At 66.2% G+C, this 25,953-nt stretch carries 20 protein-coding genes; 14 read left to right on the top strand and 6 right to left on the bottom strand.

The features are described 5' to 3' along the window. The first annotated feature begins 16 nt into the window (after positions 1 to 16). On the top strand, positions 17 to 1,471 hold the full coding sequence (locus tag CV_RS13205) for an aminoacyl-histidine dipeptidase (protein WP_011136241.1): 1,455 nt from the start codon (positions 17 to 19) through the stop codon (positions 1,469 to 1,471). Between the two features lie 111 nt (positions 1,472 to 1,582). Beyond that, a complete protein-coding gene (locus CV_RS13200) occupies positions 1,583 to 2,104 on the top strand; it encodes a DUF2165 family protein (protein WP_218567025.1) in 522 nt (173 codons plus the stop codon). Here CV_RS13200 and CV_RS13195 read toward each other — a convergent pair. From CV_RS13195 to CV_RS13180, 4 genes are all read right to left on the bottom strand, one after another. Next, positions 2,086 to 2,673, bottom strand: coding sequence for an ion channel (locus CV_RS13195; RefSeq protein ID WP_043596277.1), 588 nt, complete (start codon positions 2,671 to 2,673; stop codon positions 2,086 to 2,088). The two genes, CV_RS13200 and CV_RS13195, sit on opposite strands and share 19 nt — an antisense overlap. Beyond that, positions 2,673 to 4,523 carry a 1-deoxy-D-xylulose-5-phosphate synthase gene (dxs, locus tag CV_RS13190; protein WP_011136239.1) on the bottom strand — a complete coding sequence of 617 codons (1,851 nt, stop codon included), beginning with the start codon at positions 4,521 to 4,523 and terminating at the stop codon, positions 2,673 to 2,675. Before dxs ends, CV_RS13195 begins: the two co-directional genes overlap by 1 nt. A 68-nt stretch (positions 4,524 to 4,591) precedes the next feature. Next, positions 4,592 to 5,488 carry a polyprenyl synthetase family protein gene (locus CV_RS13185; RefSeq protein ID WP_011136238.1) on the bottom strand — a complete coding sequence of 299 codons (897 nt, stop codon included), beginning with the start codon at positions 5,486 to 5,488 and terminating at the stop codon, positions 4,592 to 4,594. Beyond that, complete coding sequence (locus CV_RS13180) at positions 5,478 to 5,711, bottom strand: exodeoxyribonuclease VII small subunit (protein WP_011136237.1); 234 nt, start codon at positions 5,709 to 5,711, stop codon at positions 5,478 to 5,480. Before CV_RS13180 ends, CV_RS13185 begins: the two co-directional genes overlap by 11 nt. Positions 5,712 to 5,863: 152 nt before the next feature. On the opposite strand from CV_RS13180, the gene CV_RS13175 reads away from it, so the two are divergent. The 5 genes from CV_RS13175 (at position 5,864) to CV_RS13155 (ending at position 12,452) form a co-directional block, all read left to right on the top strand. Next, positions 5,864 to 6,700: an SDR family oxidoreductase gene (locus CV_RS13175; RefSeq protein ID WP_011136236.1), complete on the top strand. Its 837-nt coding sequence runs from the start codon at positions 5,864 to 5,866 to the stop codon at positions 6,698 to 6,700. Positions 6,701 to 6,879: 179 nt separating this feature from the next. Beyond that, positions 6,880 to 8,676 (top strand): ABC transporter substrate-binding protein, encoded by a 1,797-nt coding sequence (locus tag CV_RS13170; RefSeq protein ID WP_011136235.1) that lies wholly within the window; start codon positions 6,880 to 6,882, stop codon positions 8,674 to 8,676. Positions 8,677 to 8,727: 51 nt separating this feature from the next. After that, positions 8,728 to 9,669, top strand: a complete 942-nt coding sequence (locus CV_RS13165; RefSeq protein WP_011136234.1) for an ABC transporter permease — start codon at positions 8,728 to 8,730, stop codon at positions 9,667 to 9,669. Positions 9,670 to 9,682: 13 nt separating this feature from the next. Continuing rightward, the gene (locus CV_RS13160) at positions 9,683 to 10,738 is read left to right on the top strand and encodes an ABC transporter permease (protein WP_011136233.1); all 1,056 of its coding nucleotides are present in this window, start codon (positions 9,683 to 9,685) and stop codon (positions 10,736 to 10,738) included. Between the two features lie 10 nt (positions 10,739 to 10,748). Beyond that, a complete protein-coding gene (locus CV_RS13155) occupies positions 10,749 to 12,452 on the top strand; it encodes an ABC transporter ATP-binding protein (RefSeq protein ID WP_011136232.1) in 1,704 nt (567 codons plus the stop codon). A 58-nt stretch (positions 12,453 to 12,510) separates the two neighbouring features. Here CV_RS13155 and CV_RS13150 read toward each other — a convergent pair whose 3' ends face one another. Together CV_RS13150 and CV_RS13145 are read right to left on the bottom strand one after the other, a co-directional pair. Then, entirely contained in the window at positions 12,511 to 12,885 is a 375-nt protein-coding gene (locus tag CV_RS13150; RefSeq protein WP_011136231.1) for a hypothetical protein, read from the bottom strand. 505 nt (positions 12,886 to 13,390) lie between these two features. Beyond that, the gene (locus CV_RS13145) at positions 13,391 to 14,263 is read right to left on the bottom strand and encodes a LysR family transcriptional regulator (protein ID WP_011136229.1); all 873 of its coding nucleotides are present in this window, start codon (positions 14,261 to 14,263) and stop codon (positions 13,391 to 13,393) included. A gap of 89 nt (positions 14,264 to 14,352) precedes the next feature. Between CV_RS13145 and CV_RS13140 the strand changes: the two genes are divergently transcribed. The 7 genes from CV_RS13140 (at position 14,353) to CV_RS13110 (ending at position 25,950) form a co-directional block, all read left to right on the top strand. Then, positions 14,353 to 14,802 (top strand): multidrug/biocide efflux PACE transporter, encoded by a 450-nt coding sequence (locus CV_RS13140; RefSeq protein WP_011136228.1) that lies wholly within the window; start codon positions 14,353 to 14,355, stop codon positions 14,800 to 14,802. A 3-nt stretch (positions 14,803 to 14,805) separates the two neighbouring features. Beyond that, positions 14,806 to 15,138 carry an SMR family transporter gene (locus CV_RS13135; RefSeq protein WP_011136227.1) on the top strand — a complete coding sequence of 111 codons (333 nt, stop codon included), beginning with the start codon at positions 14,806 to 14,808 and terminating at the stop codon, positions 15,136 to 15,138. A 292-nt stretch (positions 15,139 to 15,430) separates the two neighbouring features. Continuing rightward, positions 15,431 to 16,189 (top strand): cellulose biosynthesis protein BcsQ, encoded by a 759-nt coding sequence (bcsQ, locus tag CV_RS13130; RefSeq protein ID WP_011136226.1) that lies wholly within the window; start codon positions 15,431 to 15,433, stop codon positions 16,187 to 16,189. Further along, the gene (gene bcsA, locus CV_RS13125) at positions 16,186 to 18,744 is read left to right on the top strand and encodes a UDP-forming cellulose synthase catalytic subunit (protein WP_011136225.1); all 2,559 of its coding nucleotides are present in this window, start codon (positions 16,186 to 16,188) and stop codon (positions 18,742 to 18,744) included. Before bcsQ ends, bcsA begins: the two co-directional genes overlap by 4 nt. A gap of 2 nt (positions 18,745 to 18,746) precedes the next feature. Beyond that, a complete protein-coding gene (gene bcsB, locus CV_RS13120; protein ID WP_080509021.1) occupies positions 18,747 to 20,993 on the top strand; it encodes a cellulose biosynthesis cyclic di-GMP-binding regulatory protein BcsB in 2,247 nt (748 codons plus the stop codon). Next, positions 20,993 to 22,141: a cellulose synthase complex periplasmic endoglucanase BcsZ gene (gene bcsZ, locus CV_RS13115; protein ID WP_011136223.1), complete on the top strand. Its 1,149-nt coding sequence runs from the start codon at positions 20,993 to 20,995 to the stop codon at positions 22,139 to 22,141. The genes bcsB and bcsZ overlap by 1 nt, the downstream gene beginning before the upstream one ends. Beyond that, the gene (locus CV_RS13110) at positions 22,111 to 25,950 is read left to right on the top strand and encodes a cellulose synthase subunit BcsC-related outer membrane protein (protein WP_043596272.1); all 3,840 of its coding nucleotides are present in this window, start codon (positions 22,111 to 22,113) and stop codon (positions 25,948 to 25,950) included. The genes bcsZ and CV_RS13110 overlap by 31 nt, the downstream gene beginning before the upstream one ends. Positions 25,951 to 25,953: the final 3 nt, after the last annotated feature.

Below are 25,953 nucleotides of genomic sequence, written 5' to 3'. Positions count from 1 at the left end.
AATCAAGGAATGCGTTGTGACCGATATCGCCAAGCTCGAACCGACCGCTGTCTGGGAACATTTCCAAACCCTGTGCGACATTCCGCGCCCGTCCAAGCATGAGGAACAAGTGCGCGACTACATGAAAGGCTGGGCGGAACTGCGCGGCCTGGAAACCGTGGTCGACAAGGTCGGCAACCTGATCATCCGCAAGCCGGCCACGCCGGGCTACGAAGATCGCGCCGGCGTGGTGCTGCAGGGCCATCTGGACATGGTGTGCCAGGCCAATAGCGGCACCGAACACGACTTCTTCAAGGATCCTATCCGTCCGGTATTGAAGGATGGCTGGCTGGTGGCCGAAAACACTACGCTGGGCGCCGACAACGGTATCGGCGTGGCGCTGGGCATGGCGGTGCTGTCCGGCGACGACGTTGCCCATGGCCCGGTGGAAGTGCTGCTCACGCTGGATGAAGAAGCCGGCATGGGCGGCGCGCTGGGCCTGGAAACCGGCTTGCTGCGCGGCCAGTACCTGATCAACATCGATACCGAGGAGTGGGGCGAGTTCTACATGGGCTGCGCCGGCGGCGTGGACGTCAACGTCACCCGCGAATACGCCGTTGAGGCGGTTCCGGCCGGCTTCCAGACCGCCAGCCTGACCATCAAGGGCTTGAAGGGCGGCCACTCCGGCGCCGACATCCACCTGGGCCGCGGCAACGCCAACAAGATCCTGATCCGCCTGCTTCGCGAACTGGAAGCCGAAACCGAGTTGCGCCTGTCCTCGCTGCAGGGCGGCACCGCCCGCAACGCGCTGTCGCGCGAAGCCTTCGCCGTGGTGGCTTACCCGACTGCCGACGCCGCCAAGGTGGCGGCCAAGCTGGACGCGTTCCAGGCGCTGATGCGCTTCGAGTTGGCCGGCGTCGACGAAGGCGTGTCCGTTCTGTCCGAGGCGGCCCCCGCCGCCGGCGTGCTGGCGCGCGCCGACCAGGATGTGATCCTGGCCGCGCTGCATGCGGCGCCGCATGGCGTCAAACGCATGAGTCAGCGCGTGGAGGGGGTGGTGGAAACCTCGAACAACCTGGGGGTGGTCAGCGTGGCGGACGGCAAGGTGTTCGCCAACCTGATGGTGCGCTCGCTGCTGGATTCCGGCACCTGGATGCTGGCGCGCGAAGCGGAAAGCCTGTTCAAGCTGGCGGCGTTCAAGGTGGAGATGGAAGGCGGATACCCGGGCTGGGCGCCGAATCCGCAGTCCAAGCTGCTGGCTTTGTTCAAGGATGTGTACCGCCGGGAGTTCGGCGCCGAGGCCGAGGTGCAGGTGATCCACGCCGGTCTGGAATGCGGCATCCTGGGCTCCAAGTATCCGAACCTGGACATGGTGTCATTCGGCCCGAACATCCGCGGCGCGCACGCGCCCGGCGAACGCGTCGAAGTGGAGTCGGTCGGCAAGGCCTGGCAGTTGCTGCAGGCGGTGCTGAAGGCGATTCCGGCGCGTTGAGCGGTTTCACCCGAAGATGAAGAACGGTCTGGCTTTGCCAGGCCGTTTTTTTATTTCGGCCGCGGGCTGATCATGGCAAGCTGCGGGTTTGCCAAAATTCTGGAGAAATCCGTGACAAAAGAACAATTGACTATCCATCTGCGCATCCAGTACTTGTGCAAGGCCGTGTTGGCCTTGTCCATCGGCGCGTTCGGCTTGCTGGTGGCGAGCGGAAATATCATCGATTACGACTCCAACTGGCAATTCGTCCGCCACGTGCTGTCGATGGATGCCTTGGAGCCTTGGTTCAATGGCGCGGCCTTGGAGGGCAGGGCAGTGCGCGATCCGTTCGGGCAGCAACTGGCTTATTTCGCCATCATTGTCGGCGAAATGGCTTGCGGGCTGTTATGCATGGCGGGCGGGGTCGGCATGCTGAGGGCGGCGGCCGGCCGCGACGGCCTGGCCTGGGGCAAGAGCCTGTTCACACTGGGCGCGCTGGTCGCCGTGCTGGTCTGGTATTTCGGCTTCGCGGTGGTGGGCGGCGAGTATTTCGCGATGTGGGCCAGCAAGTGGAATGGCCAGATGAAGGCATACGCCTTCGTCGGCTTCATCCTGCTCAGCCTGGTTTACATCCGTCAGCGGGAGGAGGCCTGATCGCCGGCGTTCCGCGGCCCCTGGCCGGAAAAGTGGCGGCCGAAGCCTATGATCACCAGCGCGCTGGTGAAGATGATCTGCAGGTCGGCCAGCAGCCGCACCGGCCAGTAGGTGGGGTACATGTCGCCATAGCCGACGGTGGCGGCGGTGGCGATGGACAGGTGGAAGCAGTCCAGGAACAGCAGGGCGGCGTGGCTGTAGAAACCGGGCAACGGATTGCCTTGGCGGTCGTACAGCGGCGTCATGCCGTGGAAGGCGCTGCCGCCGCTCAGGAGCAGCGCGAACAGGTAGTACACGACGGCGAACTGCAATACCAGGCCGATGTAGAGGCCGATCAGATCGCCCAGCTGGCGTTGGCGCGGCCGCCGCAGGATATGGCGGCCGGTGCGCCACAGCGGCCAGAAGAACACCGCCCACGCCAGCCATTGCTCGCCCTGGCGCGGCAGCAGGGCGTGCAGGTCCGCGCCGCGCCACAGCCAGGTGAACAGCGCGGCGCAAACCAGCGACAGCGCGGTCTCCGCGTGCAGCTGCAGCCGGGTTTCCAGACTGGGGAGCGGCAGCGAGGCCATCAGCCGGCCAGGCGCTCGCGTATGCTTTTCTCGATGCCGGCGGCGTCCAGGCCGCACAGCGACAGCAGCAGCGCCGGATCGCCGTGCTCGACGTAGTCGTCCGGCAGGCCCAGGTGCAGCGTCGGCACCGCCAGTCCCATCGCCTGCAGCGCTTCGCCGCAGCCGGAGCCCGCGCCGCCCATCACCACGTTTTCCTCCACGGTGACGATCAGCTCGTGGGTCTGCGCCAGCTTGCGGATCAGCTCGGCGTCCAGCGGCTTGACGAAGCGCATGTCGGCGACGGTGGCGTCCAGCGCTTCGGCGGCGGCCAGGGCGGGATGCACCATGCTGCCGAAAGCCAGGATGGCGACCTGCTTGCCCCGGCGGCGGACCACGCCCTTGCCGATGGGCAGCGCCGCCATCTGCTGCTGGATTTCCGCGCCCGGGCCGGTGCCGCGCGGGTAGCGGACGGCGGTCGGGGTATCGAGCTGGAAGGCGGTGTACAGCAACTGGCGGCACTCGTTTTCGTCCGACGGCGCCATCACCGTCATATTGGGGATGCAGCGCAGGTAGCTGAGGTCGAAGGCGCCGGCGTGGGTGGGGCCGTCGGCGCCGACCAGGCCGGCGCGGTCCAGCGCGAACATCACCGGCAGGTTCTGCAGCGCCACGTCGTGGATCAGTTGGTCGTAGCCGCGTTGCAGGAAGGTGGAGTAGATCGCCACCACCGGCTTCAGGCCGTCGCAGGCCATGCCGCCGGCGAAGGTCACCGCGTGCTGCTCGGCGATGGCCACGTCGTAGTAGCGGTCCGGGTGCTCCTTCTCGAAGCGTACCATGCCCGAGCCTTCGCGCATCGCCGGGGTGATGCCCACCAGGCGCTTGTCCAGCTTGGCCATGTCGCACAGCCAGTCGCCGAACACCTGGGTGTATTGCGGCTTGCCGGCGCCGCCCTTGCCGCTGGCGAGGCCGTTGGCGGGGTCGAACTTGGTGACGCCGTGGTATTTGACCGGATCGTTCTCGGCCAGCTTGTAGCCCTGGCCCTTCTTGGTGACGATGTGCAGGAACTGCGGGCCTTTCAGGCTGCGGATGTTCTTCAGCGTATCCACCAGCACGTCCACATCGTGGCCGTCGATCGGACCGATGTAGTTGAAGCCGAACTCCTCGAACAGCGTGCCCGGGGTGAAGAAGCCCTTGACGTGCTCTTCCACCTTGCTGGCGATCTCCTTCAGCGGCGGGGCGATGCCCAGCACCTTGCTGGAGCCCTCGCGCATCGCCGCGTAGAAGCGGCCGGACATCAGCTTGGCCAGGTAGTTGTTCAACGCGCCGACATTGGGCGAGATCGACATGTCGTTGTCGTTGAGGATCACCAAGAGGTCGGTGTCCATCGCGCCGGCGTTGTTCAGCGCCTCGAAGGCCTGGCCGGCGGTCATCGCGCCGTCGCCGATGATGGCCACGCTCTTGCGGTCCACGCCCAGCGTCTTGGCCGCCACCGCCATGCCCAGGGCCGCGCCGATGGAGGTGGACGAATGGCCGACGCCGAAGGTGTCGTATTCGGATTCCTCGCGCTTGGGGAAGCCGGCCAGGCCGTTGTGCTGGCGCATGGTGTGCATGCGCTCGCGGCGGCCGGTCAGGATCTTGTGCGGGTAGGTCTGGTGGCCTACGTCCCACACCAGGCGGTCGTGCGGAGTGTCGAACACGTAGTGCAGGGCGATGGTCAGCTCGATGCTGCCCAGATTGGACGCGAAGTGGCCGCCGGTCTTGCTGACCGACTCCACCAGGAATTCGCGCAGTTCGCCCGCCAGCTGCGGCAGCTGGGTGCGGGGCAGCAGCCGCAGGTCGGCGGGGCTGTTTATGTTTTCAAGCAGCGGATACATTGTTGTGGTTCTGCAGTGAGAGGGCTCGCCGGGCGGTGGTCCGTCCTGATGGTTTCTCCACGAGCGGTTCAAAACGAGCGGGCGACGATGTAGTCGGCCAGTTGTTTCAGGCGGTCGGCCTGCGGGCCGAAGCCCTCCAGCGCGGCGAAGGCCTGGTCGTGCAAATCCTTCGCCATCCGCTTGGCTTCGGCGAGGCCCAGCAGGCTGACGTAGGTGGGTTTGTCGTTGGCGGCGTCCTTGCCGGCGGTCTTGCCCAGCGTCGCGGTGTCCGCCTCGCAGTCCAGAATGTCGTCCACCACCTGGAAGGCCAGGCCGATGCGCTTGGCGAAGGCGTCGAGCGCCTCCTTCTCTGCGGCGGACAGCTCGCGGCCCGCCATGGAACCCGCCAACACCGCGGCGCGGATCAGCGCGCCGGTCTTCAGCATGTGCATGAATTCCAGCTCCGGCAGCGTCAGCGGCAGGCCGACGCTGGCCAGGTCTATCGCCTGGCCGCCCGCCATGCCGGCGTGGCCGGCGGCGTGGGCCAGCGCGCGGACCATTTCCAGCTGGCTGGCCGGCGCGATGTCCGGCATGGGCTGGGAGATCAGCTCGAAGGCGCGGGTCTGCAGCGCGTCGCCGACCAGGAGCGCGGTGGCGTCATCGTAGGCGATGTGACAGGTGGGCTTGCCGCGGCGCAGCACGTCGTTGTCCATGCAGGGCATGTCGTCGTGGACCAGCGAGTAAGCATGGACCATTTCCAGCGCCGCGCCGATGCGGGCCAGATTGTCCGCTTGCGCGCCGACCAGCTCGCCGGCGGCGAACACCAGCAGCGGGCGCACGCGCTTGCCGCCCTCCAGCGTCGCGTAGCGCATCGCTTCATGGAGCCGTTGCGGGGCGCAGTCAGCCGACGGCAGCAACTTTTCCAGCGCCTGTTCCATGTATTGCTGGATGGAGGTCATCCAGCCGATGAAGCTTTCATTGGCCATTGGGCAGATCCAGCGTCTTCAGTTCGTTGTTTTCCAGGATTTTCAGCTGCTGTTCCGCGTCGGCCAGCTTGCCCTGGCAGAACTTGATCAATTCGGTGCCTTGCTTGTAGGAGGCAAGGGCTGTTTCCAGCGGCATGTCGCCGCTGTCCATCGCCTGGATGATGTCCTCCAGCTGGGCCAGCGCGGTTTCGAAGCTGGCCGGCGCTTTGGCGGCTTTTGCCATGGCGGTATTCCTCGTGCGTGTCAGGCCGACATTCTAGTCCAATTCCGAGCAAAAACGACAGCCTTCCGGTCCTCCTATCTTCATATCGGGCGGTTCCGGCGCGGCGACGAATGGTGTAGGGTGGCGACTCCCTATCTTCCCCGAGGCCCGACATGACCGAAACCGTCCGCACCATCCTGATCACCGGCTGCTCCAGCGGCATCGGCTATCACACGGCCAAGTGGTTCCGCGAGAAAGGTTGGAGGGTGTTCGCCAGCTGCCGCAGGCAGGAGGACGTCGAGCGGCTGCTGGCGGAAGGCTTCGAGAGCCTGCGGCTGGACGTGGACGACGCCGCTTCGATCCGCGCGGCGCTGGACGAGGTGCTGGCCCGGACCGGCGGCCGGCTCGACGCGCTGTTCAACAATGCCGGCTTCGGCCAGCCCGGCGCGGTGGAAGACATCTCGCGCCAGGCGATGCGCGAGCAGTTCGAGACGAATCTGTTCGGTCCGTGGGAGCTGAGCAATGCCGTGATGAAAACGATGCGCGCGCAAGGCCATGGCCGCATCGTCTACAACAGCTCCATCCTCGGCTTCGCCGCGATGCGCTGGCGCGGCGCCTACAACGCCAGCAAGTTCGCGATGGAAGGCCTGTGCGACACGCTGCGCCAGGAGCTGCACGGCACCGACATCCACGTGTCGCTGGTGGAGCCGGGCCCGATAGAGAGCCGCTTCCGCCCCAATGCGCTGGCGAAGTTTTTGAAGAACGTCGACATCGACGGCAGCGTGCATCGCGACAATTACCAGCAGCAGCTGGAAAGGCTGAAGAAAGAGGGCCACGCCGCGCCGTTCACGCTGCCGGCTACGGCGGTTGCGGAGGCGGTGTGGCGAGCCGTCACCAGCCGCCGGCCGCGCGCCCGCTACCGCGTGACCTTTCCCACCAAACTGTTCTGGTTCCTGCGTCGTTTCCTGCCGCAGCGCTGGTACGACGGTACCTGCCGGAGTGTGGCGTGAGGCGTCTAAGGCCTTAATTGAATTTTCCTGATGCCATCTTGATATTTTTTTGTTGACCCGCGTAGCGAATTGGCTTTACATTCATTCGCGCTTGTCATGGCTGCAGCAGTTGGCGATGGCGGGCGCAAAGAATAAAGCGGGCCGCGAAGGCCCCGCGCTACGAAGGAGAACAATTCAAGATGACGCACCTGAAATGGCTGCCCATGCTGGTACTGGGCGGCTCGCTCGCGCTGTCCGCTCACGCAGCCGACCCTAACAAAGTGCTCCGGGTGTCGATCCCCGCGCCGGAAACCGGTTTCGACCCCGGCAAGGTCAACGATGTGTATTCGATCGGCGTGATCGAGAACATTTTCGAACCGCTGCTGAAATACGATTACCTGGCCCGGCCGCTGAAAATGAAGCCCAACACCGCGGCGGCGATGCCAGAAATATCCGCCGATGGCCGCGTTTACACGATACGGATCCGGCCCGGCATCTATTTCGCCGACGATCCGGTGTTCAAGGGCAAGAAGCGCGAGCTGACTGCCGAAGACTACGCCTACTCCTTCAAGCGCTTCGCCGATCCTGTCGTCAACTCGCCGGTTTCCAATATGATGACGGACTGGGTGCTGGGCCTGGCGGAAGCCGGCAAGCGCGCAAGCAAGACCGGCAAGTTCGATTATGCGGCGCCGATTCCCGGCATCCAGGTGCTGGATCGCTACACCTTGCGGCTGACGCTGACCAAGACCAACTTCATTTTCCAGTACACGCTGGCGGCCAAGCAGTTCGGCGCCGTCGCTCGCGAGGCGATTGAGGCTTACAGCAAGGACACCATGTCCCATCCTGTCGGCACCGGTCCCTTCATGCTGAAAGAGTGGAAGCAGGGCAGCAAGATCGTGCTGGTGGCCAATCCGGGCTACCGCAAGGTGGTGTTCGACGGAGAGCCGGGCGCCGATCCTCAGGATCAGGCAATCGCCAGGGACATGGCCGGCAAGACCCTGCCTGCGGTCGGTCGGGTGGAAATCCGTGTGATCGAGGAAGATCAGCCGCGCTGGCTGTCTTTTCTGAACAAGCAGCTGGATGTGGTGGCGGTGCCCAAGGCCGCGATGAAGACGGCGCTGCATGTGACGGACAACGATCCCTTCCAGACCTCGTTGAATCCGGTGCTGGCTAAGCGGGGCATCAGGTTGTCGCATGTGCTGAATCTGGACGTGACCTACGCCTATTTCAACATGCTGGACCCCGTTGTCGGTGGCTATGGCAAGGACAAGATCGCGCTGCGCCGCGCGATCGCGCTGGCATATCCGCTGAAGCAAGAGGTGGTGCCTCTCATTTACGGCAACCAGGCGGTGCCGATGCAGGGCGCGGTGTCGACCGGCATGTCCGGCTCCAGCCCGGGCTTCCGTGGCGAGGTCAAATATGATCCAGCGCTGGGCAACGCCTTGCTTGACCAGTTTGGCTACAAGATCGGGCCAGATGGCTATCGCACGCTGCCTAACGGCAAGCCCTTGCTGATTACGCAGGCGACCCAGGCCTCGGCTTTGGACAAACAGTTCAACCAGATCTGGCAGAAGACATTCGACAGTCTCAAGATCCGGGTGAATTTCAAGGTGGCCAAGTGGAACGAGAACCTGAAGAGCGCCTATGGCCACAAGCTGCAGATGTGGAGTCTGGGCGGGACGGCTTCGATGCCGGACGGCGACGACACCATGATTGAGCTGTGGACCGACAGCATCGCCAGCGGCAGCAATTTGTCCGCCTTCAGCCGGCCCAAGTTCGACCAACTGTTCGAGGCATCGCGCCTGATGCCAAACGGGCCGGAACGCGAAGCCAAGTTCGAGCAGATGAACCGGGTGGTGGCGGCCTATCAGCCCTATGTCTTGGGCGTGACCCGCTTCACCAACTCTTTGGCCCATGGCTATGTGCTCGGTTACAAGCCACACCCGATCTATACGATCGGCGGCTTCTGGCGCTACGTCGACATCGCCCGGCATTGAGTCCCATCTAGTTCGTTTCCGCCGGATGGCCGGACGGAGCAAGGAAAAAACATGTTCGCATTCATCATTCGCCGGCTCTGGCAGATGATCCCCACCATGCTGGGCGTCATGCTGCTGGTGTTCGTGCTGTTCAACTGGGTGGGCGGCGACCCCACCTTCATTCTGGAAGGCAAGCGCCTGACGCCGGAGATGCTGGCCAATATCCGCGTGCAGCTGGGCCTGGACAAGAGCCTGCCGGAGCAGTTCCTGCTGTTCGTCAAGCAGGTGTTCACTTACGACTTCGGCAATTCCTGGGCCACGCAGCAATCGGTTTCCGGCACATTGGCCAACCGCGTCGGCCCGTCGCTGACCTTGGCCGGCAGTCTGCTTGTGCTGGAGCTGCTGACCGCGCTGCCCATTGCCGTCGCCGTCGCTTATTTCCGCGGCACGCTGACCGACCGCCTGGTCACCATGATCTGCACGGTGGCGATGTCGGTGAGCTCCCTGGTCTACATCATCGTCGGCCAATACCAGCTTGCTTTCGTGATGGACCTGTTCCCGGTGATGGGCTGGGACGACAACAGCCTGGCCACCAATTTGCTGGTCTACCTGCCGCTGCCGCTGATCCTGGGCATTCTGGTGGCGCTGGCGCCCAGCGTGCGCTTCTACCGCAGCTTTGTGGTGGAAGAGCTGAACCACGACTACGTGCGCACCGCGCGCGCCAAGGGCCTGTCCGAGCCCAAGGTGCTGTTCAAGCACGTGCTGCGCAACGCGCTGATCCCGGTCGTCACCAACATCACCATGTCGCTGCCTTTCCTGATGCTGGGCTCCATGCTGCTGGAGCGTTTCTTCGGCATTCCCGGCATGGGCAACGAGCTGCTGAACGCGGTGGATAAGAGCGACTTCCCGGTGATCAAGGCGATCACCATCACTATCGCCGCCGCGGCCATGGTGTTCAACCTGCTGGCGGATGTCCTGTACAAGTGGATCGATCCGCGCGTCCAGCTGAAGTAAGGGGAGAGAGACGATGACGACATTGCAGAATACCGCCGGCGCCGCGCCGGCCGCCGTCCCGTCCCGCAGCCTGTGGGCGCTGGGCTGGCAACGCTTGAAGCGCGACCGCATCGGTTTCGCGTGCTTGTGGATTGTAACCGGCTTCATGCTGCTGGCCTTGTGCAGCTGGGTCGGCCTGATCGGCCGCGGTTGGAATGCCGAGGTGGCAGTGTCCTACGCGCCGCCTACTTTCCTGTATCAGCAGGCGCATGATGCTGCCCAGACCTCTGGCGCGAAAAAAGCCGAGACGGTCACGGGAACCGGCCTGCGTCCTGAGGAAGACCCGATCTGGGCGGAAACCCAGGCGGCGATGAAGAACCGCGACAAGTACGTGGTGCCGGAAGTGAAGAAGGCGGAGTCGCTGACGTTCGGCGCGGACATCCGCGGCCGCGACATCCTGGACAAGGTGGTCAAGGGCACGTCCACTTCATTGTTCGTCGGCTTCTTCGGCGCCTTGCTGTCGGTGGTGATCGGCGCGTCGCTGGGCGCTTGCGCCGGTTTCCTCGGCCGCAAGATCGATGATTTCCTGATGTGGTTCTACAACGTATTCACCGCCATGCCGGACATGCTGCTGTTGCTGGCTTTCGCCGCGGTGGCCGGCCGCGGCCTGGGCACGGTGATCCTGGTGCTGTCGCTGACCAGCTGGCCCGGCACTTTCCGCCTGGTGCGCGCCGAATTCATCAAGCTGCGCTCGCGCGAATTCGTGCAGGCGGCGGACGCCATCGGCGCCAGCAGCGCGCGCCGGATGTTCGTTCACATCCTGCCGAATGTCTCCCACCTGCTCTTGGTGCAGTTTTCCTTGCTGATGGTGGGCCTGATCAAGTACGAGGTGATCCTGTCCTTCCTGGGCTTCGGCGTGGATGTGCGCCAGGTCAGCTGGGGCTCGATGCTGTCCGAGGTGCCGGAAGAGCTGATGCAGGGCTACTGGTGGCAGTTGGCGATGGTGGTGGTGTTCATGTCGCTGCTGGTCACGGCCTTCAGCATGCTGACCGATTCCCTGCGCGACGCGCTGGACCCCAAGGTAAAGTGAGGATCACACCATGAGCAATAACAAAACCCTGCTTTCGGTGCGCAACCTGCGGGTGCGTTTCCGCCAGGAGGACGGCGGCCGCTTCGAGGCGCTGAAGGGCGTCAGTTTCGACATCCCGGCCCACCGCACGGTGGCGCTGGTCGGCGAATCGGGTTCCGGCAAATCGGTGACGTCGATGGCCATCATGCAGCTGCTGCCGCCGCAATCGAGCGAGATCGATCCGGCGTCGGAACTGCGCTTCGACGGCCGCGACCTGCTGAAGCTGAGCGCGGCCGAGCTGCGCCGGCTGCGCGGCAAAGACATCGCGATGATTTTCCAGGAGCCGATGAGCTCCTTGAACCCGGTGTTCACCGTCGGCGAGCAGATCGTCGAGACGCTGACGCTGCACGCCGGGCTGAGCCGCGGCGCGGCGTGGAAGCGGGCGGTGGAGCTGCTGCGCGAGGTGGGTCTGCCGGAGCCGGAGAAGCGGGTGAAGAGCTACCCGCACGAACTGTCCGGCGGCCAGCAGCAGCGGGTGATGATCGCCATCGCCATCGCCTGCGAGCCCAAGCTGTTGATCGCCGACGAGCCGACCACCGCGCTGGATGTCACGATTCAGAAGCAGATCCTGCAGCTGATCGCCGATCTGCAGAAGAAGCACGGTATGTCGGTGCTGTTCATCACCCACGACCTGGGGGTGGTGGGCGAGTTCGCCGACGAGGTGATCGTGATGCGCCACGGCGTGATCCGCGAGCAGGGCACGGTGAAGCAGATTTTCGAAGATCCGCAGGACGCCTACACCAAGGCGCTGCTGTCGTGCCGGCCGCACCTGGACCGCCGCCCGGAGCGGCTGGCGGTGATCGACGACTTCCTGCAGCCGGGCGGCTACGTGGAGCCGGCGGAGCGGGCGCGCGGCTACGCGGCCGGCGACGAGATCATTCTGGACGTGCAGGGGCTGTGCAAGAGCTTCGACATCCGCGAAGGCCTGTTTGGCAAGCGCCAGTTCCACGCGGTGCGGGACGTGTCGTTCAAGCTGGCGCGCGGCAAGACGCTGGGCATCGTCGGCGAGTCGGGCTCGGGCAAGACCACGGTGGGGCTGACGCTGGTGCGGCTGCACCAGGCGACGGCGGGCAAGGCCTTGTTCCACGGCCAGGACCTGATCGGCATGAGCGCCAAGGCCTTCCACGCCTACAAGAAGCGGATCCAGATCATCTTCCAGAACCCGTACGCGTCGCTGAACCCGCGCTTCACGGTGGAGCAGATCCTGACCGAGCCGATGCTGCTGCACGGCATTGGCCAGGACGCCGGCCAGCGGCGCCGGCTGGCGCAGGACCTGCTGGACAAGGTGGGGCTGCCGGCGGGCGCGTTGGCCAAGTACCCGCACGAGTTCTCCGGCGGCCAGCGGCAGCGGATCGCGATCGCGCGCTGCCTGACCTTGAAGCCGGAAGTGCTGATCTGCGACGAATCGGTGTCGGCTTTGGACGTGTCGGTGCAGGCGCAGGTGCTGAACCTGCTGCAGGACCTGCAGGACGAGTACAAGCTGTCCTACCTGTTCATTTCGCACGATCTGGCGGTGGTGAAGCACATCTCGGACCAGGTGCTGGTGATGAACAAGGGCCAGGTGGTGGAGCAGGCGGACGCGGACGTGATCTACCGCGAGCCGAAGGACGGCTACACCAAGAAGCTGCTGGGGGCGATCCCGCAGGGATGGAACCCGGCCCTGGCGCTGGCGTAGCGCTTCGGACGCCGCGACAGGACAAGCCGGCCCGGGCGGGCCGGCTTTTGTTTGCGCCTCAATTGTCGGCGAAATCCATGGTCATGCTCCATGGCGTCTGCTGGCCGATGGAGTAGGCGATCTTGGCTTCGCCGCCGCCATCGGTCACGTCCAGCAGGCCGCTGTCTTCGTTCTGGCCTATGGTCAGCTGGTAGAAGCCGTCGCCGCCGTAATCGTAATCGGGGCCGTCGGCGAAGATCACGCCCATCATGTACGCGTTGCCGGCGCCGATCCAGTCCACGCTGATCCGGGCCGCGCGGTCTGGCTCCAGCGCGTAGCCGCGCCGCAGCGGCTTGTCTTCCAGCAGCAGCTCCTGATCGTCCCAGTTCGGATCGCTGTCGATGTAGAGGTTGCGGCTGGAGTGATTCTTCACGGTTACGGTAGTTAAGCTCATCTGCTTTCTCCTCGTGGCGGGCTGCGCTACTGATACAAGATCGTGAACGGGTCTCGCAAACGGACGCCTCGCTAGGATAGGCGGGATGTAGGGACGAGTCGGCTGATTCCATCCTTTTAGACAGGCGTGCCGGCGCAAACCATGCGAGATGGCGGTGAGTTCTGGATGGATCATGGAGGACGGAGCGGGATTGCCAGGAGGATCAAATGATGAGGTGGATGAGGATGGCGGGCATCTGCATGGCGTGCCCGTGCGCGGCGCAGGCTACGGAGAGACCGGCCTCGCCTGGCGGCGCTTATGGCTTCGACGGGTAAGGCAATACCCCTTGCCGCAGGATCAGCAAGGTGGATTTGCGGCGTTTGCAATCCTGCGAAGGCGGTGGAAGCGGTTTCGACGGTTTTGTCCGCCCGCTGCGGACCTGTCGCCATGGCAATGAGTGGCGGATTGACGCCGACAAGGCGCAAAGCCGCGGAGCGGGGGAGACGATGGAGGCCGTCTTGATCGTTTAGCGCTGCTCCGCTCCATCGGTTAGCTGTTGCAGCAGCCATCCCGCCGCCGCGCCCAGCGGCTTGTTGGCCGCCCATACCAGGTCCACCGGCATCCGTTTGGGCCAGCCGGCCACATCCAGCTGCTTCAGCTCGCCGCCGCCGAAGCTGTGCACCAGCCAGCAGGGCAGCTCGGCCCAGCCCACCCCTAGCCGAGCCATGTCCAGCAGCATCAGATAGCTGGGCGCGTACCATTGCCGCTGGCCGGAATCGGCAGGCGTCTTGTCGCTGTAGGTATTGAGCCTGAGCTGGCGGTGCTGGTCCAGCTGCTGTTCGTCGATGCGGTCCATGCCGGCCAGCGGGTGGCGATGGGCGGCGTACAGCGCCAGCTCGCTGGCTTCGCGCTGGCGCTGGTGGCGGACATCGGGCGGATAGCTGTCCATCGCGCCGACCAGGCCCAGTTGCGCGCGGCCGGACAGGATCAGGTCCAGCACGTCCTCTTGCTCGCCGACCAGGCATTCCAGCTCCAGCAAGGGATAGCGTTCTTCCAGCCGGCAGGCGACGCTTTCCAGCGTGCGCGACTGGAAAGTGTCGGACAGCACGATGGTGAGGCGGGTTTCCACGCCGGCGTTCAGCTGGGCGGCCTGCCTGCGCAGATCCTGGCTGGCGGCCATGATCTGCCGCGCTTGGGGCAACAGCAGCCGCCCGGCGGGCGTCAGGGTGGGCGCGCGGGTGCCCCGGTCGAACAGGCTGCTTCCCAAGTCGATTTCCAGGTTGGCGATGGCCTCGCTGATGGTGGACTGGCTCTTGCCCAGGCGCCTTGCGGCAGCGGAGAAAGAGCCGAGGTCGGCGGCGTAGACGAAGGCGGAGAGGGTGTCGATTGAGGTAGTCATATCGGTTTAACCGATGGTTGGTATTTTTATAGTATCCGAAAATCCAATCATAATGCCAGGCATTGAACTTCAGCAGTCGGGAGAGATCGATGCAAGCGACAAACAAAAAACTGGGCGAGCGGGTATTGCACGCGGTGCTGTACGAAGCGTGCGCAATGGCCCTGCTGGTGCCGCTGGCGGCGCTGGCATTGCAAAAGAACATGCTGCACATGGGCGCATTGGCCTTGATGATGTCGACGGCTGCCATGCTGTGGAACATGGTGTTCAATGCCTTGTTCGAACGCATCGAGCGCTATTTTTGCTGGCAGCGCACCGTTGCGGTCCGTTGCCTGCACGCGCTGGGCTTCGAGGGCGGTCTGGTGGTGCTGCTGGTGCCGCTGGCCGCCTGGTGGCTGGACAGCAGTTACTGGCAGGCCTTCTTGCTGGATCTGGGGTTCTTCGCCTTTTTCCTGCCTTATACCTATGTGTTCAACTGGCTGTACGACCACCTGCGCGAGCGTCTGATCGCCCGCCGGAGTCTGGCGGCCGCAGTGGAGTGATGGATGAAAGTCTGGCTGTTCCTGATGGGGGCCATCCTGTCCGAAGTGGTGGCCACCTCCGCGCTGAAGGCCTCCGACGGTTTTACCCGGCTGTGGCCGTCGTTGTTGACCGCCGGCGGCTACGTGCTGGCCTTCTACCTGTTGTCCCAGACACTGCGCCACATTCCGGTGGGCATCGCCTACGCGCTGTGGTCGGGCATCGGCATCGTGTTGGTGTCGCTGATCGCCTGGCTGCTGTACGGCCAGAAGCTGGATCTGGCTGCGGTGGCGGGCATGGGCTTGATCATCGCCGGCGTGGCGGTGATCAATCTGTTTTCGCATAGCGCCGCGCACTGACAATTTCCCATTGGCTTAAAAGATTTTGCAGATGCCCGTTTCATGTGCCATCATGAATTGATTTTGTTTGTTTTGTTATAACACAAATCACAATTTCTAAATATTGATGTCGGGGCGGGTCTGTATCGCACGCTGGCGGCCGCATGGCTGCCAGGCAAGCCTGGGAAGGCTTGGCCATTCCACCGGGAGGTGCGCGTGGATGGGCTGGCCCCGACGATCGACCGGTTCCGTATCCGAGCCGCCGACATAGGTTTGCGCGCCGCATGGACTCGCCTGTCACATGAGGGCAGGTATGGCTATTTTGTCCATTTGCGGAGTCCGAGGGGGGAGCGGCGCGACAGCGCTAGCCGCCGCCATTGCCTGGTATCGTGAAGAGCAGGCCCAGCCGACGCTGGCAATCGACCTGTGCCCGCAGAACTTGCTACGTCTGCACTTCGGCGTGCCGTGGAGCGAGCAGGGAGGCTGGCGCGCCAGCCTGCATGCGGGCTGCGACTGGACGGAGTCCGCCTGGCGGATAGGAAGCGGCCACCTGGCGCTGGTTCCGCATGGGACCTGCGCAGCCAGGGGGCCGGAACCGGACGCGGGCTGGCTGAGCGCGGAACTGGGCAAGCTGGAGAGGCCGGCGGGCGATCTGGTGCTGCTGGACACGCCGTCATGGGCCGGTCGCTGCCGCGACCAGGCATGGACCGCCGCCAGCCATGTGCTGGCGGTGTTGACGGCGGATTCCGTCAACTGCGTTCTGGCCGTCCGTCTGGAAGCGGAGCTGATGGCGCGCGGTGTGCCCCGCGACGGCATATTGTTCGCGATCAGCCAGTTCGACCCGGCGCGCAAGCTGGACCGGGACGTCGAGCGCGTGCTGCGCAGAACGCTGGGAAGCCGGCTGGCTCCGCGGCCGGTGACGCGTGACGAAGCGGTGCGCGAGGCCCTCGCCGCGGGCCTGCCGGTATCGGTGTTCGCGCCGGAAAGCCAGGCGGTCGACGATCTGCGGCAACTGGCGGTGTGGCTGGCGGTGAAGCTGAGGCGCGCCGAGCCGGAGGGCCGGGCTCCATGAGCCGCGCTCGTTGGGCCGCGTGGGCGGTTCGCTGCGGGCTTCTTCACCGAGCGGACCGGCCGGCTGTCGGGTTGGCTCTGCTATCCCTGCTGTTCGTGACGCCTGACAACGGTTGGGAAGCTTGGGGCCGCCGCCAGAAAGGCTGTTTCCCCCATGTCGACTTCTCCCATCCGGGCCCCGCCGACGCGTTGCGCATCCCGTTGCAGCTTTTATGGTTGGCGCTGGTGCGGCCGCCATCCGCGCGGGGCGGGGTATCGACTGCCTGGCGTGAGCTGCGGAGGCGCGCGGCGCGCGCGCGGTCCGCGTTGCGCGCCCATCGGGCGCGGTTGGCGGCTCGGCATCTGGCCTGGCTTGTCCCGGAACGATTGAACCGCGCCTCAGCGCGCGTGGCCGGCAACGCCGCCTGGCAGAGCGCCGCGCTGCGCTATGCCTGCGGCCTGGTGGCGATGGCGCTGGTGGCGGTTTGCGTCACCACCCCGTTCGACGACGCGTCGCAGGCCTTGTTCTTCGCGGCGCTGCTGTTGATCGCGCTATGGGTGAACCGCGTTCCCGGACAGGCGTGCACGCTGATGCTGATGGTGTTTTCCATGGTGATGTCCACCCGTTACATCTGGTGGCGGGCCACCAGCACCATCAACGACGATACTTGGCTGAACCTCGCTTTCGGCCTGATGCTGCTGGCTGCCGAGATCTTCGCCTGGATCGTGTTGTCGCTGGGCTTTTTCCAGTCGTCCTGGGCGCTCAAGCGCCGGGTCGCGCCGTTGCCCGATGACCGCGCCCTGTGGCCTGCGGTGGATGTGTTCATTCCGATCTACAACGAGCCCTTGCGGGTGCTGAGGCCGACCGTGATGTCGGCGCTGGAAATGGACTGGCCGCCCGACAAGCTGCGCGTCCACATCCTGGACGACGGCTGCCGCGAGGAGGTGCGCGAATTCGCCGCCGGGATCGGGGCCGGCTATATCACCAGGCCGGTGCACAAGCACGCGAAGGCGGGCAACATCAACCACGCTCTGACGGTGACCTCCGCCGGCTTCATCGCCGTCTTCGACTGCGACCACATTCCCACCCGTTCCTTCCTGCGGTCCACGATGGGCGGCTTCCTGAGCGACGGCAAGCTTGCCCTGGTGCAGACGCCTCACCATTTCTTTTCCGCCGACCCGTTCGAACGCAACCTGGAAACCCACGGCAAAATGCCGAACGAGGGCGAACTGTTCTACGGCCGGGTGCAGGATGGCAACGATTTATGGAACGCGACCTTCTTCTGCGGTTCCTGCGCGGTGCTGCGGCGGTCTCATCTGGTAGAGGCGGGCGGCATCGCGGTGGACACCGTCACCGAAGACGCGCACACCTCGCTCAGGCTGCACCGGCTCGGCTACCGTTCCGCCTACATCAACGTGGTGCAGGCGGCGGGCCTGGCCACCGAGAGCCTGTCCGCCCACATCGGCCAGCGCATACGCTGGGCGCGCGGCATGGCGCAGATTTTCCGCAGCGACAATCCCGTGCTCGGCAAGGGGCTGACCCTGCCGCAGCGTTTCTGCTACCTGAACGCGATGCTGCATTTCCTGAATGGCGCGCCCCGGCTGATCTTCCTGACCGCGCCCATGGTCTTCCTGATCTTCCATGTCTACACCATCTATGCGCAGGCGCTGAGCATCGTGCTGTACGTGGTGCCGCACATGGCGTTCTCGGTGCTGGCCAATTCGCGGCTGAACGGACGGTTCCGCCGCTCATTCTGGGGCGAAGTCTACGAGACGGTGCTGGCCTGGTACATCGTGATCCCGACCACGGCCGCGCTGTTGTTCCCCGGTCTGGGCACGTTCAATGTCACCGCCAAGGGCGGCGTGATGGACGAAGATTTCGTCGACTGGCGCATTGCCAAACCCTATCTGGTCCTGCTGGGCTTCAACTTGCTGGGCATAGGCTTCGGCGCTTGGCGGATGGCGGCGGGCCCGCATTTCGAGATGGGCACCGCCGTCATCAACATGCTCTGGGCGGGCTACAACGCCATGCTGCTGGGCGTGGCGCTGGCGGTCGCGCGCGAGCTGCGCCAGGTGCGCGCCGCCCATCGGGTGCGCGCCAGCCGGCAGGCCGCGCTGCATCTCCCGGATGGCCGGGTTCACCGCTGCCGGATGCTTGACTATTCCGAGGGCGGCATGGCCCTGCAACTGGCGCGGGAGCCCAGGTCCGGCATGGATGGCGATGCCGAATTGACGGTGTCGCTGCGTCAGGACGGGCGCAGCTACGCCTTCCCCTGCCGGATGGCGTTTTCCAGCGGCGACAGGGTGAGCGTGCGGTTCCCCGACTTGACCTTGGCGCAGCGGAGCGAACTGATGCAGTGCACTTTCGGCCGGCCCGACGCCTGGGCCGAGAGGGAGACGCGCAAGCGGGAGCGCAATCCGCTGGGCAGCGCGCTGGATATTTTCCACTTGGGATGGCTGGGTCTGAAGGGCTTGTGGCTGCTTGCGGCATCCAGCCTTGGCATCGGGCGCCGGCCCGCTTCTGTGCTGTGGCTGCTGAGCCTGCTGCCCAGGCAGCCCATATCGATTCGGGACTGAACATGATCAACGGAACAGGGAAGTGGTTATGGGTGTGGGCGCTGTGCCTGCTGACGCTGTTTTGCCAGGCCGCGCCTGCCACGGAGTCCGCCGCTGCGCCATCGTCTCAACTGGCGAGCGTCCGGACGTTGAGCTTCAGGCAGATGGGCGCCGGTTCGGCGCTCAGGCTGCGGGGCGGCAACGCCATCGCCACCATAGGCTTCGGCAGCCGCGCCGACGAGCTGGTCACCTCGCTGACGCTGAAACTGCGCTACATCTATTCGCCGGCGATGTTGACCGACCTGTCTCATGTCCAGGTGATCGTCAACGATCAGGTGGTTGCCGTCCTGCCTTTCGCCAAGGATCAGGGCGGCCGGGCTCAGGAGGCGTCGCTGACGCTGGATCCGCGGCTGCTCACCAGCTTCAACCGCATACAGTTCCGCTTGATCGGCCATTACACGCTGCGCTGCGAGGATGAGACCAACAGCAGCATCTGGGCGGAAATCAGCAACGGCAGCGAGATCCAGATGACGACGCAGGCCTTGTCGATGGCCAACGACCTCGTGTACTTCCCCGAGCCCTTTTTCTATGCGCTCGACTACTCGCAGCTGGAGTTGCCCATGGTGTTCGCCGGCCGGCCGTCGATGGGCGTGCTGCAGGCCGCCGGCGAGCTCGCCTCCTGGTTCGGCGCGCTGTCCGGCTGGCGCGGCGCGCGCTTCCCCGCGGTGCTGGACGGCATGCCGCCTCCGCGCCACGCCATCGTTTTCGCCGCCAATGGCCAGCGGCCCGGGTTCCTGAAGGGCCTGCCGCCGGTGTCGGCGCCGATGATCGCCGTGATGTCCCATCCCTCCCGGCCGGAGTTCAAGCTGCTGGTGCTGATGGGCCGGGACGACCAGGACCTGCAGCAGGCCGCGCGCGCGCTGGTGCTGGGACAGGCTGGCATGAGCGGCGACATGGTCCGGGTGGGGCAGGTGAGGCTGGTGGCGCCGCGCAAGCCCTACGACGCGCCCAACTGGGTCCGCTCCGACGGTCCGACGCGGCTGGGCAGCCTGGCCGCGCGCAAGGAGGACCTGCAAGTGTCCGGAGTGCAGCTTGCGCCGATAAGGGTGGCTTTCCGCGTGCCGGGCGACCTGTTCACCTGGGGTAGCCGCGGCATTCCGCTCAATCTGAAATTCCGTTACACGGGCCCCCAGGCCAACAATGGCTCGCGGCTCAGCATAGGCGTCAACGACTTTTTCGTTCAGAGCCTGAGTTTGAGCGCCAACGGCATTGGCGGCGCTCAAGCCGGCATGCGGATGCCGGTGTTGGAGAATGGCCTGCTGACCAGCGTGGACCGGGTCCTGCTGCCGCCGTTCCGGGTCGGCAGCCGCAACGAGCTGGAGTTCCAGTACAGCTTCGCCAGCGAGAAGCAGGGGGAATGCGCGAGCGGCGCGCTGGACAGTTTCCATGGCGAGGTCGATCCGGATTCGACGATGGATTTCAGCAAGTACCCGCACTACGCGCAAATGCCCAATCTCAGTCTGTTCGCGACGTCGGGCTATCCATTCACCCGGCTGGCCGACCTGGCCGAGACCGCGCTCGTCCTGCCCGCGCGGCCGCAAACCTCGGACATCAACGTCTTTCTGACGGTGATGGGGCGGATGGGCGCTTCCACCGGCTTTCCTGCGCTGCGCTACCGGCTGGTGAGCGAGGACGACGTGGACCGCGTCAACAATGCCGACCTGCTGGTGATCGGCGATTCCCGTGAGCTCAAGTTGCTGCGCGCTTGGCGCGACAAGCTGCCCGCCTTGCTGGAGGGCGATTTCCGCCAGGTGGGAAATGGCGGGGCCGCCGCGAAGGATGATGGGGCGGCGCTGCTGCCGGGGGCTACGCTCCATCAGGCCAACGGCCGGGCAGACTTTTCCGCGCGCGGACGGGTGGGCGCCTTGCTGGGGCTGGAATCGCCTCTGGCGCCGGGCCGCAGCGCCGTGATCATCACGGCCAGCGAGGCCGATGCGATGGCTGGCGTGGCTTCGGCGCTGATCGACGACGCCGCGCTGTCCCAGATGTCCGGCAGCGTGGTGCTGATGCGCGGCGGCACGATAGACAGCCAGCTGCTGGGGCCGGTCTACCATGTCGGCAGCCTGCCGCCATGGGACTGGGCGTGGTTGCTCCTGTCGGGCCACCCGCTGCTGCTTGCCATGCTGACGGCGTTGGCGGTGCTGCTCCTGGCCTTCGTCATCCTGCGCATCCTCCGGATACTGGCGGCGCGCCGGCTGAGGGAGTCCTGATGTCGGCCGTTTCCATCCCGCTGTTCGCGGCGTTGCTGCTGGACGCGCTGCCGGCATTGGCGGCCCCCTGCGATGGCTGGCCGGACTGGCAGGCGTTCCTGAAGAACTATGTTTCCGGCGACGGCAGGGTGGTGGATCGCAGCCAGGACGCCAGGCCCACCACCTCGGAAGGCCAAAGCTACGCCTTGTTCTTCGCATTGGCGGCCAACGACCGGCCGGCGTTCGACCGACTGCTGGCCTGGACCCGCGACAATCTGGCCGACGGCGATCTGGGCGCGCGCCTGCCGGCCTGGTTGTGGGGGCGGGGGCAGGACGGCGGATGGAAGGTATTGGACGACAACAGCGCGTCGGATTCCGACATGTGGCTCGCTTACGACCTGCTGGAGGCTGGGCGGTTGTGGCGCGAGCCGAGCTATGCGGCGCAGGGCAGGCAGCTGGCGCTCCGGATCCTGAGGGAAGAAACCGCCGACCTGCCCGGACTGGGCCTGACGCTGCTGCCCGGCAAGGATGGCTTCTTGTTTTCCGACGGCGGTGCCCGGCTCAATCCCAGTTACCTGCCGCCGCAGCTGCTGGCCCGTTTCGCCTACGGCTTGCCTGATTCCGACTGGGCGAAGCTGCCGAGCGGCAGCGAACGCGTGCTGCTGGACGGCGCGCCGGCAGGCTTCGCGCCCGACTGGCTGAGACTTCAGCCGGGCAAGGGGCTGCAGCCGGACGCGGACAGCAAGGCGAAGGGCGGCTACAGCGCCATCCGCGTCTACCTGTGGGCGGGCATGCTTGCGCCGTCCGCGCCGCTGCGCGCCGCGCTGCTGGCCAGGTACAAACCCATGGCGCGCTGGGTGGCGCGGGAGGGCGCGCCTCCCGAACAGGTGGACACCCGCAATGGCAAGGCGCAGGGAAGGGCTCCGACGGGGTTTTCCTTCGCCTTGCTGCCCTTCTTGCAGGCACAGGGCGAAACGGAAGCGCTGCGGGCTCTGCTGCAGAGGCTGCGGGCCATGCCGCGAGACGATCGCGCCGATGCCTATTACGACCAGGTATTGAGGCTGTTCGGCCTGGGCTGGCTGCAGGGGCGCTTTCGTTTCGAGCGCAATGGCAAGTTGCTGCCCGCATGGGAGGGGAAATGTTCCGCATCGCTTCCTGTATCGCGCTGAGCCTGCTGCTTGCGCCCGCGCGGGGCGCGGAGACGGCCGATCCCGCGCAGGCATTGCTGGAGCAGGCCAGGCAATGGCAGTTCCTGGAGCGGCCTCTGGATGGACAGCATGCGCTGGACCAGCTGCTCCGCATCGCCCAGCCTGCCTCGAACCTGCATGCGGAGGCGCTGACGCTGCAGGCCTTGGGCCAGCTGCAATCGCGGCAGACCGAGCAGGCGCGGCGGACGCTGGCCCGCCTGCGCGCGCAGCATCCCGGTTATGCCGGCATCGCCAGGGTGGAACGCATGTTCAGGCTGCGCGGCGCGGACAGCGCCGCGCTGCTGCGCGCGCGGGCCCTGTTCCAGGCTGGCCGGGCGCAAGAGGCGTATGCCGCTTTCGACAAACTTTACCAGGGCAGCCCGCCCGAGGGGCCGTTGGCGTTGGAATATTGGCAAGTCGTCGCCAGGTTGCCGGGCGATGGCTGGAGCCGCGCGCAGACCGAGTTGAAACGATTGCGGGCCGCGCATCCGACCAGCCATCGGGTCCGGGCGGTGCTGGCGAGCATCTATCTGCTGCATCCGCCGCTTCCGCAGGCGGTGCTGGACGAATTGCAGGATCTCAGCGGCTTCGACGACAGCCGCGGCGAGGCGATGGCGCTGTGGCGGCGAGCCTTGCTGCAGGAGGGCGGCAACCCGCCGCAGGCCAGTTACCGGCAGTATTTGCAGCGCGCGCCGGACGATCAGACAGTGAGAAGCCGGATGGCGGAGTCTGACGCCAGGCAGCGGCGGCAGCGCGAACAGCTGGCCGACCCCGGCTACCGGGCGCTGCTGGCTGCGGGCAGGCAGCTGGACGCCAACCAGCTGGGCGCGGCCGAGCAGAGCCTGCGGCTCGCCGCCGCCCGATATGGGCGTGATCCGCAATACCTGCGCAGCCTGGGTCGATTGCGGGAGAAGCAGGGCCGTTACGCCGACGCGGCGGAAGCCTACCGCCGTGGACAGGCGTTGGGCGGGGACGACTGGCGTCAGCGCCTGGCCGACGCGCGCTTCGGAGAAGCGCTGGCCGGCGCCCGCGAGGCGATGGACAGGCAGGACTGGCCGCAGGCCCGGGCGTGGATAGAGTCGGCCAGGCAGCTGCGCGCGGACGACGCCGACGTGCTGCTGGCGGAAGCGGATTGGCAGGCGGCGCAACGCAATCTGCCCGCCGCGCGCGACTATTACTGGCTGGCGTTGCGCCGCAAGCCGGACAGCGGGCGGGCCCTGGGCGGGCTGACGGCCCTGTATCTGGAGCAGGGCAAGTACGAAGATGCCGACCATCTGCTGGCCGCGATGCCGATGAAGCAGCGCGCGGCGCTGGGAGACGCCTACCGCAGCGCCGAGGCGCAGGCGGCACGCGCCAGGGGCGATGCCTTGCGGGACAAGGGGCAGACCGAACAAGCGGTACCGTATCTGCGCCAAGCGGTAAGCCTGCAGCCGCGCAACCCCTGGAACCGTTACGCGCTGGCCGGCGCCTTGCTGGCGGCCGGACAGGGCGCGGAGGGCAAGGCCTTGCTGGGCGAGCTGGCGGACGAACCGTCCGCCGATCCGGACAGCCTCTACGCCTATGCCTTGTTTCTGTCCAGCCGCGGCGAGGGTCCGGCCGCGCTGGCCGCGCTGGAGAAGATACCCGAGGCATCCCGCACGCCGGGCATGGCGGCGCTGCAGCGACGCGCCTGGCTCAAGCAGACGCTGGCGCTCGCCGACGCCGAATCGGCGCGCGGAGAAGGCTGGCGGGCGCGGCGGCGGCTGGAGGAGGCTGAGGCCCGCCTGGCCGGCGACGGGGCGCTGCTCGCCGATGTGGCCCGGGCCTGGCAGCGGATGGGCGATCCCGACCGCGCCAGGACGCTGATGCGGGACGCATGCCTGGCGCAACCGACCGCGGACAACGAGCTTGCCTACGCCGGCCTGCTGCTGGATCAGAAGCGGCTGGCCGAGGCGGAGCCGGCGCTGGCCGCCTTGGCGCGGAACGGACAGAGGCTGAGCGCCGGGCAGCGGCAAACGCTCAAGGACCTGCTGGCCGGCCAGGCGCTGATCCGGGCGGAACAGGCGCGCGCCGCGGGGCAGCCGCGCCAGGCCGACGACATTCTCAGGCAAGCCGCCCTGGCCGCGCCGGACAATCCGCGGCTGCTGCGCGCGCTGGCCGAGGGCGACATGGCCTCGGGCCGCTGGGATGCCGCGCGCGGCAGGCTGGACAAGATATTGGCGGCGCGGCCGGACGACGACGAAGCCCGCCTGGCGCTGCTGGACGCGGACATCGGCGCCGGCAGGCTGGGTGCGGCCAGGTCCGGCGCCGATCTTCTGTCGCAGCCGAAACCGGGCCGGGACGCCGATTTCATGTTGAGGGTCTTGAGCCGGATGGCGGCGCTTGGCGATGCCGACAGGGTGGACAGCGAATTGGCCCGGCTGCGTGCAGAGGAGCTGAGCGCGCCGGGAGTTTACTTGCTGGCGGGCGAGCGCGCGCAGGCGCATGGCCAGCCGCAACAGGCGCAGGCGCTGTACCGGGAAGGATTGGAAGCCTCTGCGCGCCAGGCCGCGGCGGCGCAGCCTTCCGCGGAAACGGCCGATAGCCCGCTGCGCCAGCTGCCGCAGGCCGATGCGAAGGAGGAGGGCCTGCACCGGGCTTATGCCGAACTGCTGGACAAGCAGAGCTGGAAGGCGTGGCAGGGGATAGACCTGCTGTACCGCGGTCCGAGCGACGGCACGCCGGGCGCTTCGCAGATGACGCTGTGGCAGACGCCGCTGCTGCTGGAAAAGGCCGCGCCCGGCAACGGCCATTACTTTTTCCGCGGGGAGGCGGGCAGCGTGAGCGCCGGCTCGCTGGACCTGGGGCCTGGAAACGACTACACGCTGAACCGTTTCGGCAGCGTCGCCGCCTGCGCGCCGTCTGCCAGTCCGCAAGCGTGCGCGGCGGCCTACGGCGCGCAGCGCGCGCGCGGCGTCGCGCTGGGCGGCGGCTATGAGAGCGACGACTGGCGCTTCGACATCGGCGTCACGCCGCTGGGTTTCCCGGTGTCCAACATCGTCGGCGGCGCGCGGCGTACCGGCGATCTGGGGCCCTTCGGCTACAAGCTGGCGCTGGCGCGGCGGCCGTTGACCAGTTCGCTGCTCAGCTACGCCGGCGTGCGCGATCCCTATGCCGGCCAGGCCTGGGGAGGCGTGGTCGCCACCGGCCTCGGCGGCGGCCTGGGTTATGACAAGGGCGGCTCCTTCGGCGTGTGGTCCAACTTCGCCTACCAGCAGTTGAGCGGCGAGAACGTGGACAGCAACCGCAAGCTGACGGCCATGGGCGGCGTGTACTGGCGGGTGGTGGACGAGCCGGACCGTTTGATCACGGCCGGCGTCAACACCGTCAATTTCTGGTACCGGAAGAACCTGGGCGGCTTCACCTTCGGCCAGGGCGGCTATTACAGCCCTCAGCGCTACAACTCGCTGTCGCTGCCGTTGCGGTATGCCGCGCGCAATGAGCGCTGGAGTTATTTCATCCGCGGCGCCGCATCGTTTTCCAGCGCGCGGGAGGACGCGTCGCCGTTCTATCCCACCCGGCCGGATCTGCAGGCCCGGGCCGGAAATCCTTTCTTCGGCGCCGGTTCAGGGCCAGGGCGCGGAACGGCGCTGACCGGCGCGTTCGAGTACCAGCTCTCGCCCGGCGTCGTTCTCGGCGGCATGCTGGACCTCCAGCGTTCGCAGTATTATCAACCCAGCCGCTTGCTGTTCTACCTGCGCTACCAGCCGGACGGCGCGCCGCGGACGCTGCCGTTCCCAGTGGAGCCGCTGCAGCCGTATTCGGAGTTCTGACGA

This window comes from Chromobacterium violaceum ATCC 12472, from assembly GCF_000007705.1.
In the GTDB taxonomy this organism is placed as follows: domain Bacteria; phylum Pseudomonadota; class Gammaproteobacteria; order Burkholderiales; family Chromobacteriaceae; genus Chromobacterium; species Chromobacterium violaceum.
The sequence above is the reverse complement of the archived record's forward strand: the minus strand, read 5'-3'. Positions and strand labels throughout refer to the sequence as shown.

Bases quoted from the DNA above. Each gene is read 5' to 3' on its own strand.
- CV_RS13195 (WP_043596277.1), bottom strand. From the start codon at position 2,673: ATGGCCTCGCTGCCGCTCCCCAGTCTGGAAACCCGGCTGCAGCTGCAC.
- dxs (WP_011136239.1), bottom strand. From the start codon at position 4,523: ATGTATCCGCTGCTTGAAAACATAAACAGCCCCGCCGACCTGCGGCTG.
- CV_RS13180 (WP_011136237.1), bottom strand. From the start codon at position 5,711: ATGGCAAAAGCCGCCAAAGCGCCGGCCAGCTTCGAAACCGCGCTGGCC.
- CV_RS13145 (WP_011136229.1), bottom strand. From the start codon at position 14,263: ATGACTACCTCAATCGACACCCTCTCCGCCTTCGTCTACGCCGCCGAC.
- CV_RS13140 (WP_011136228.1), top strand. From the start codon at position 14,353: ATGCAAGCGACAAACAAAAAACTGGGCGAGCGGGTATTGCACGCGGTG.
- bcsA (WP_011136225.1), top strand. From the start codon at position 16,186: ATGAGCCGCGCTCGTTGGGCCGCGTGGGCGGTTCGCTGCGGGCTTCTT.
- CV_RS13155 (WP_011136232.1), top strand. From the start codon at position 10,749: ATGAGCAATAACAAAACCCTGCTTTCGGTGCGCAACCTGCGGGTGCGT.
- CV_RS13135 (WP_011136227.1), top strand. From the start codon at position 14,806: ATGAAAGTCTGGCTGTTCCTGATGGGGGCCATCCTGTCCGAAGTGGTG.
- bcsQ (WP_011136226.1), top strand. From the start codon at position 15,431: ATGGCTATTTTGTCCATTTGCGGAGTCCGAGGGGGGAGCGGCGCGACA.
- CV_RS13175 (WP_011136236.1), top strand. From the start codon at position 5,864: ATGACCGAAACCGTCCGCACCATCCTGATCACCGGCTGCTCCAGCGGC.
- CV_RS13110 (WP_043596272.1), top strand. From the start codon at position 22,111: ATGTTCCGCATCGCTTCCTGTATCGCGCTGAGCCTGCTGCTTGCGCCC.
- bcsB (WP_080509021.1), top strand. From the start codon at position 18,747: ATGATCAACGGAACAGGGAAGTGGTTATGGGTGTGGGCGCTGTGCCTG.
- bcsZ (WP_011136223.1), top strand. From the start codon at position 20,993: ATGTCGGCCGTTTCCATCCCGCTGTTCGCGGCGTTGCTGCTGGACGCG.
- CV_RS13170 (WP_011136235.1), top strand. From the start codon at position 6,880: ATGACGCACCTGAAATGGCTGCCCATGCTGGTACTGGGCGGCTCGCTC.
- CV_RS13165 (WP_011136234.1), top strand. From the start codon at position 8,728: ATGTTCGCATTCATCATTCGCCGGCTCTGGCAGATGATCCCCACCATG.
- CV_RS13150 (WP_011136231.1), bottom strand. From the start codon at position 12,885: ATGAGCTTAACTACCGTAACCGTGAAGAATCACTCCAGCCGCAACCTC.
- CV_RS13160 (WP_011136233.1), top strand. From the start codon at position 9,683: ATGACGACATTGCAGAATACCGCCGGCGCCGCGCCGGCCGCCGTCCCG.
- CV_RS13185 (WP_011136238.1), bottom strand. From the start codon at position 5,488: ATGGCCAATGAAAGCTTCATCGGCTGGATGACCTCCATCCAGCAATAC.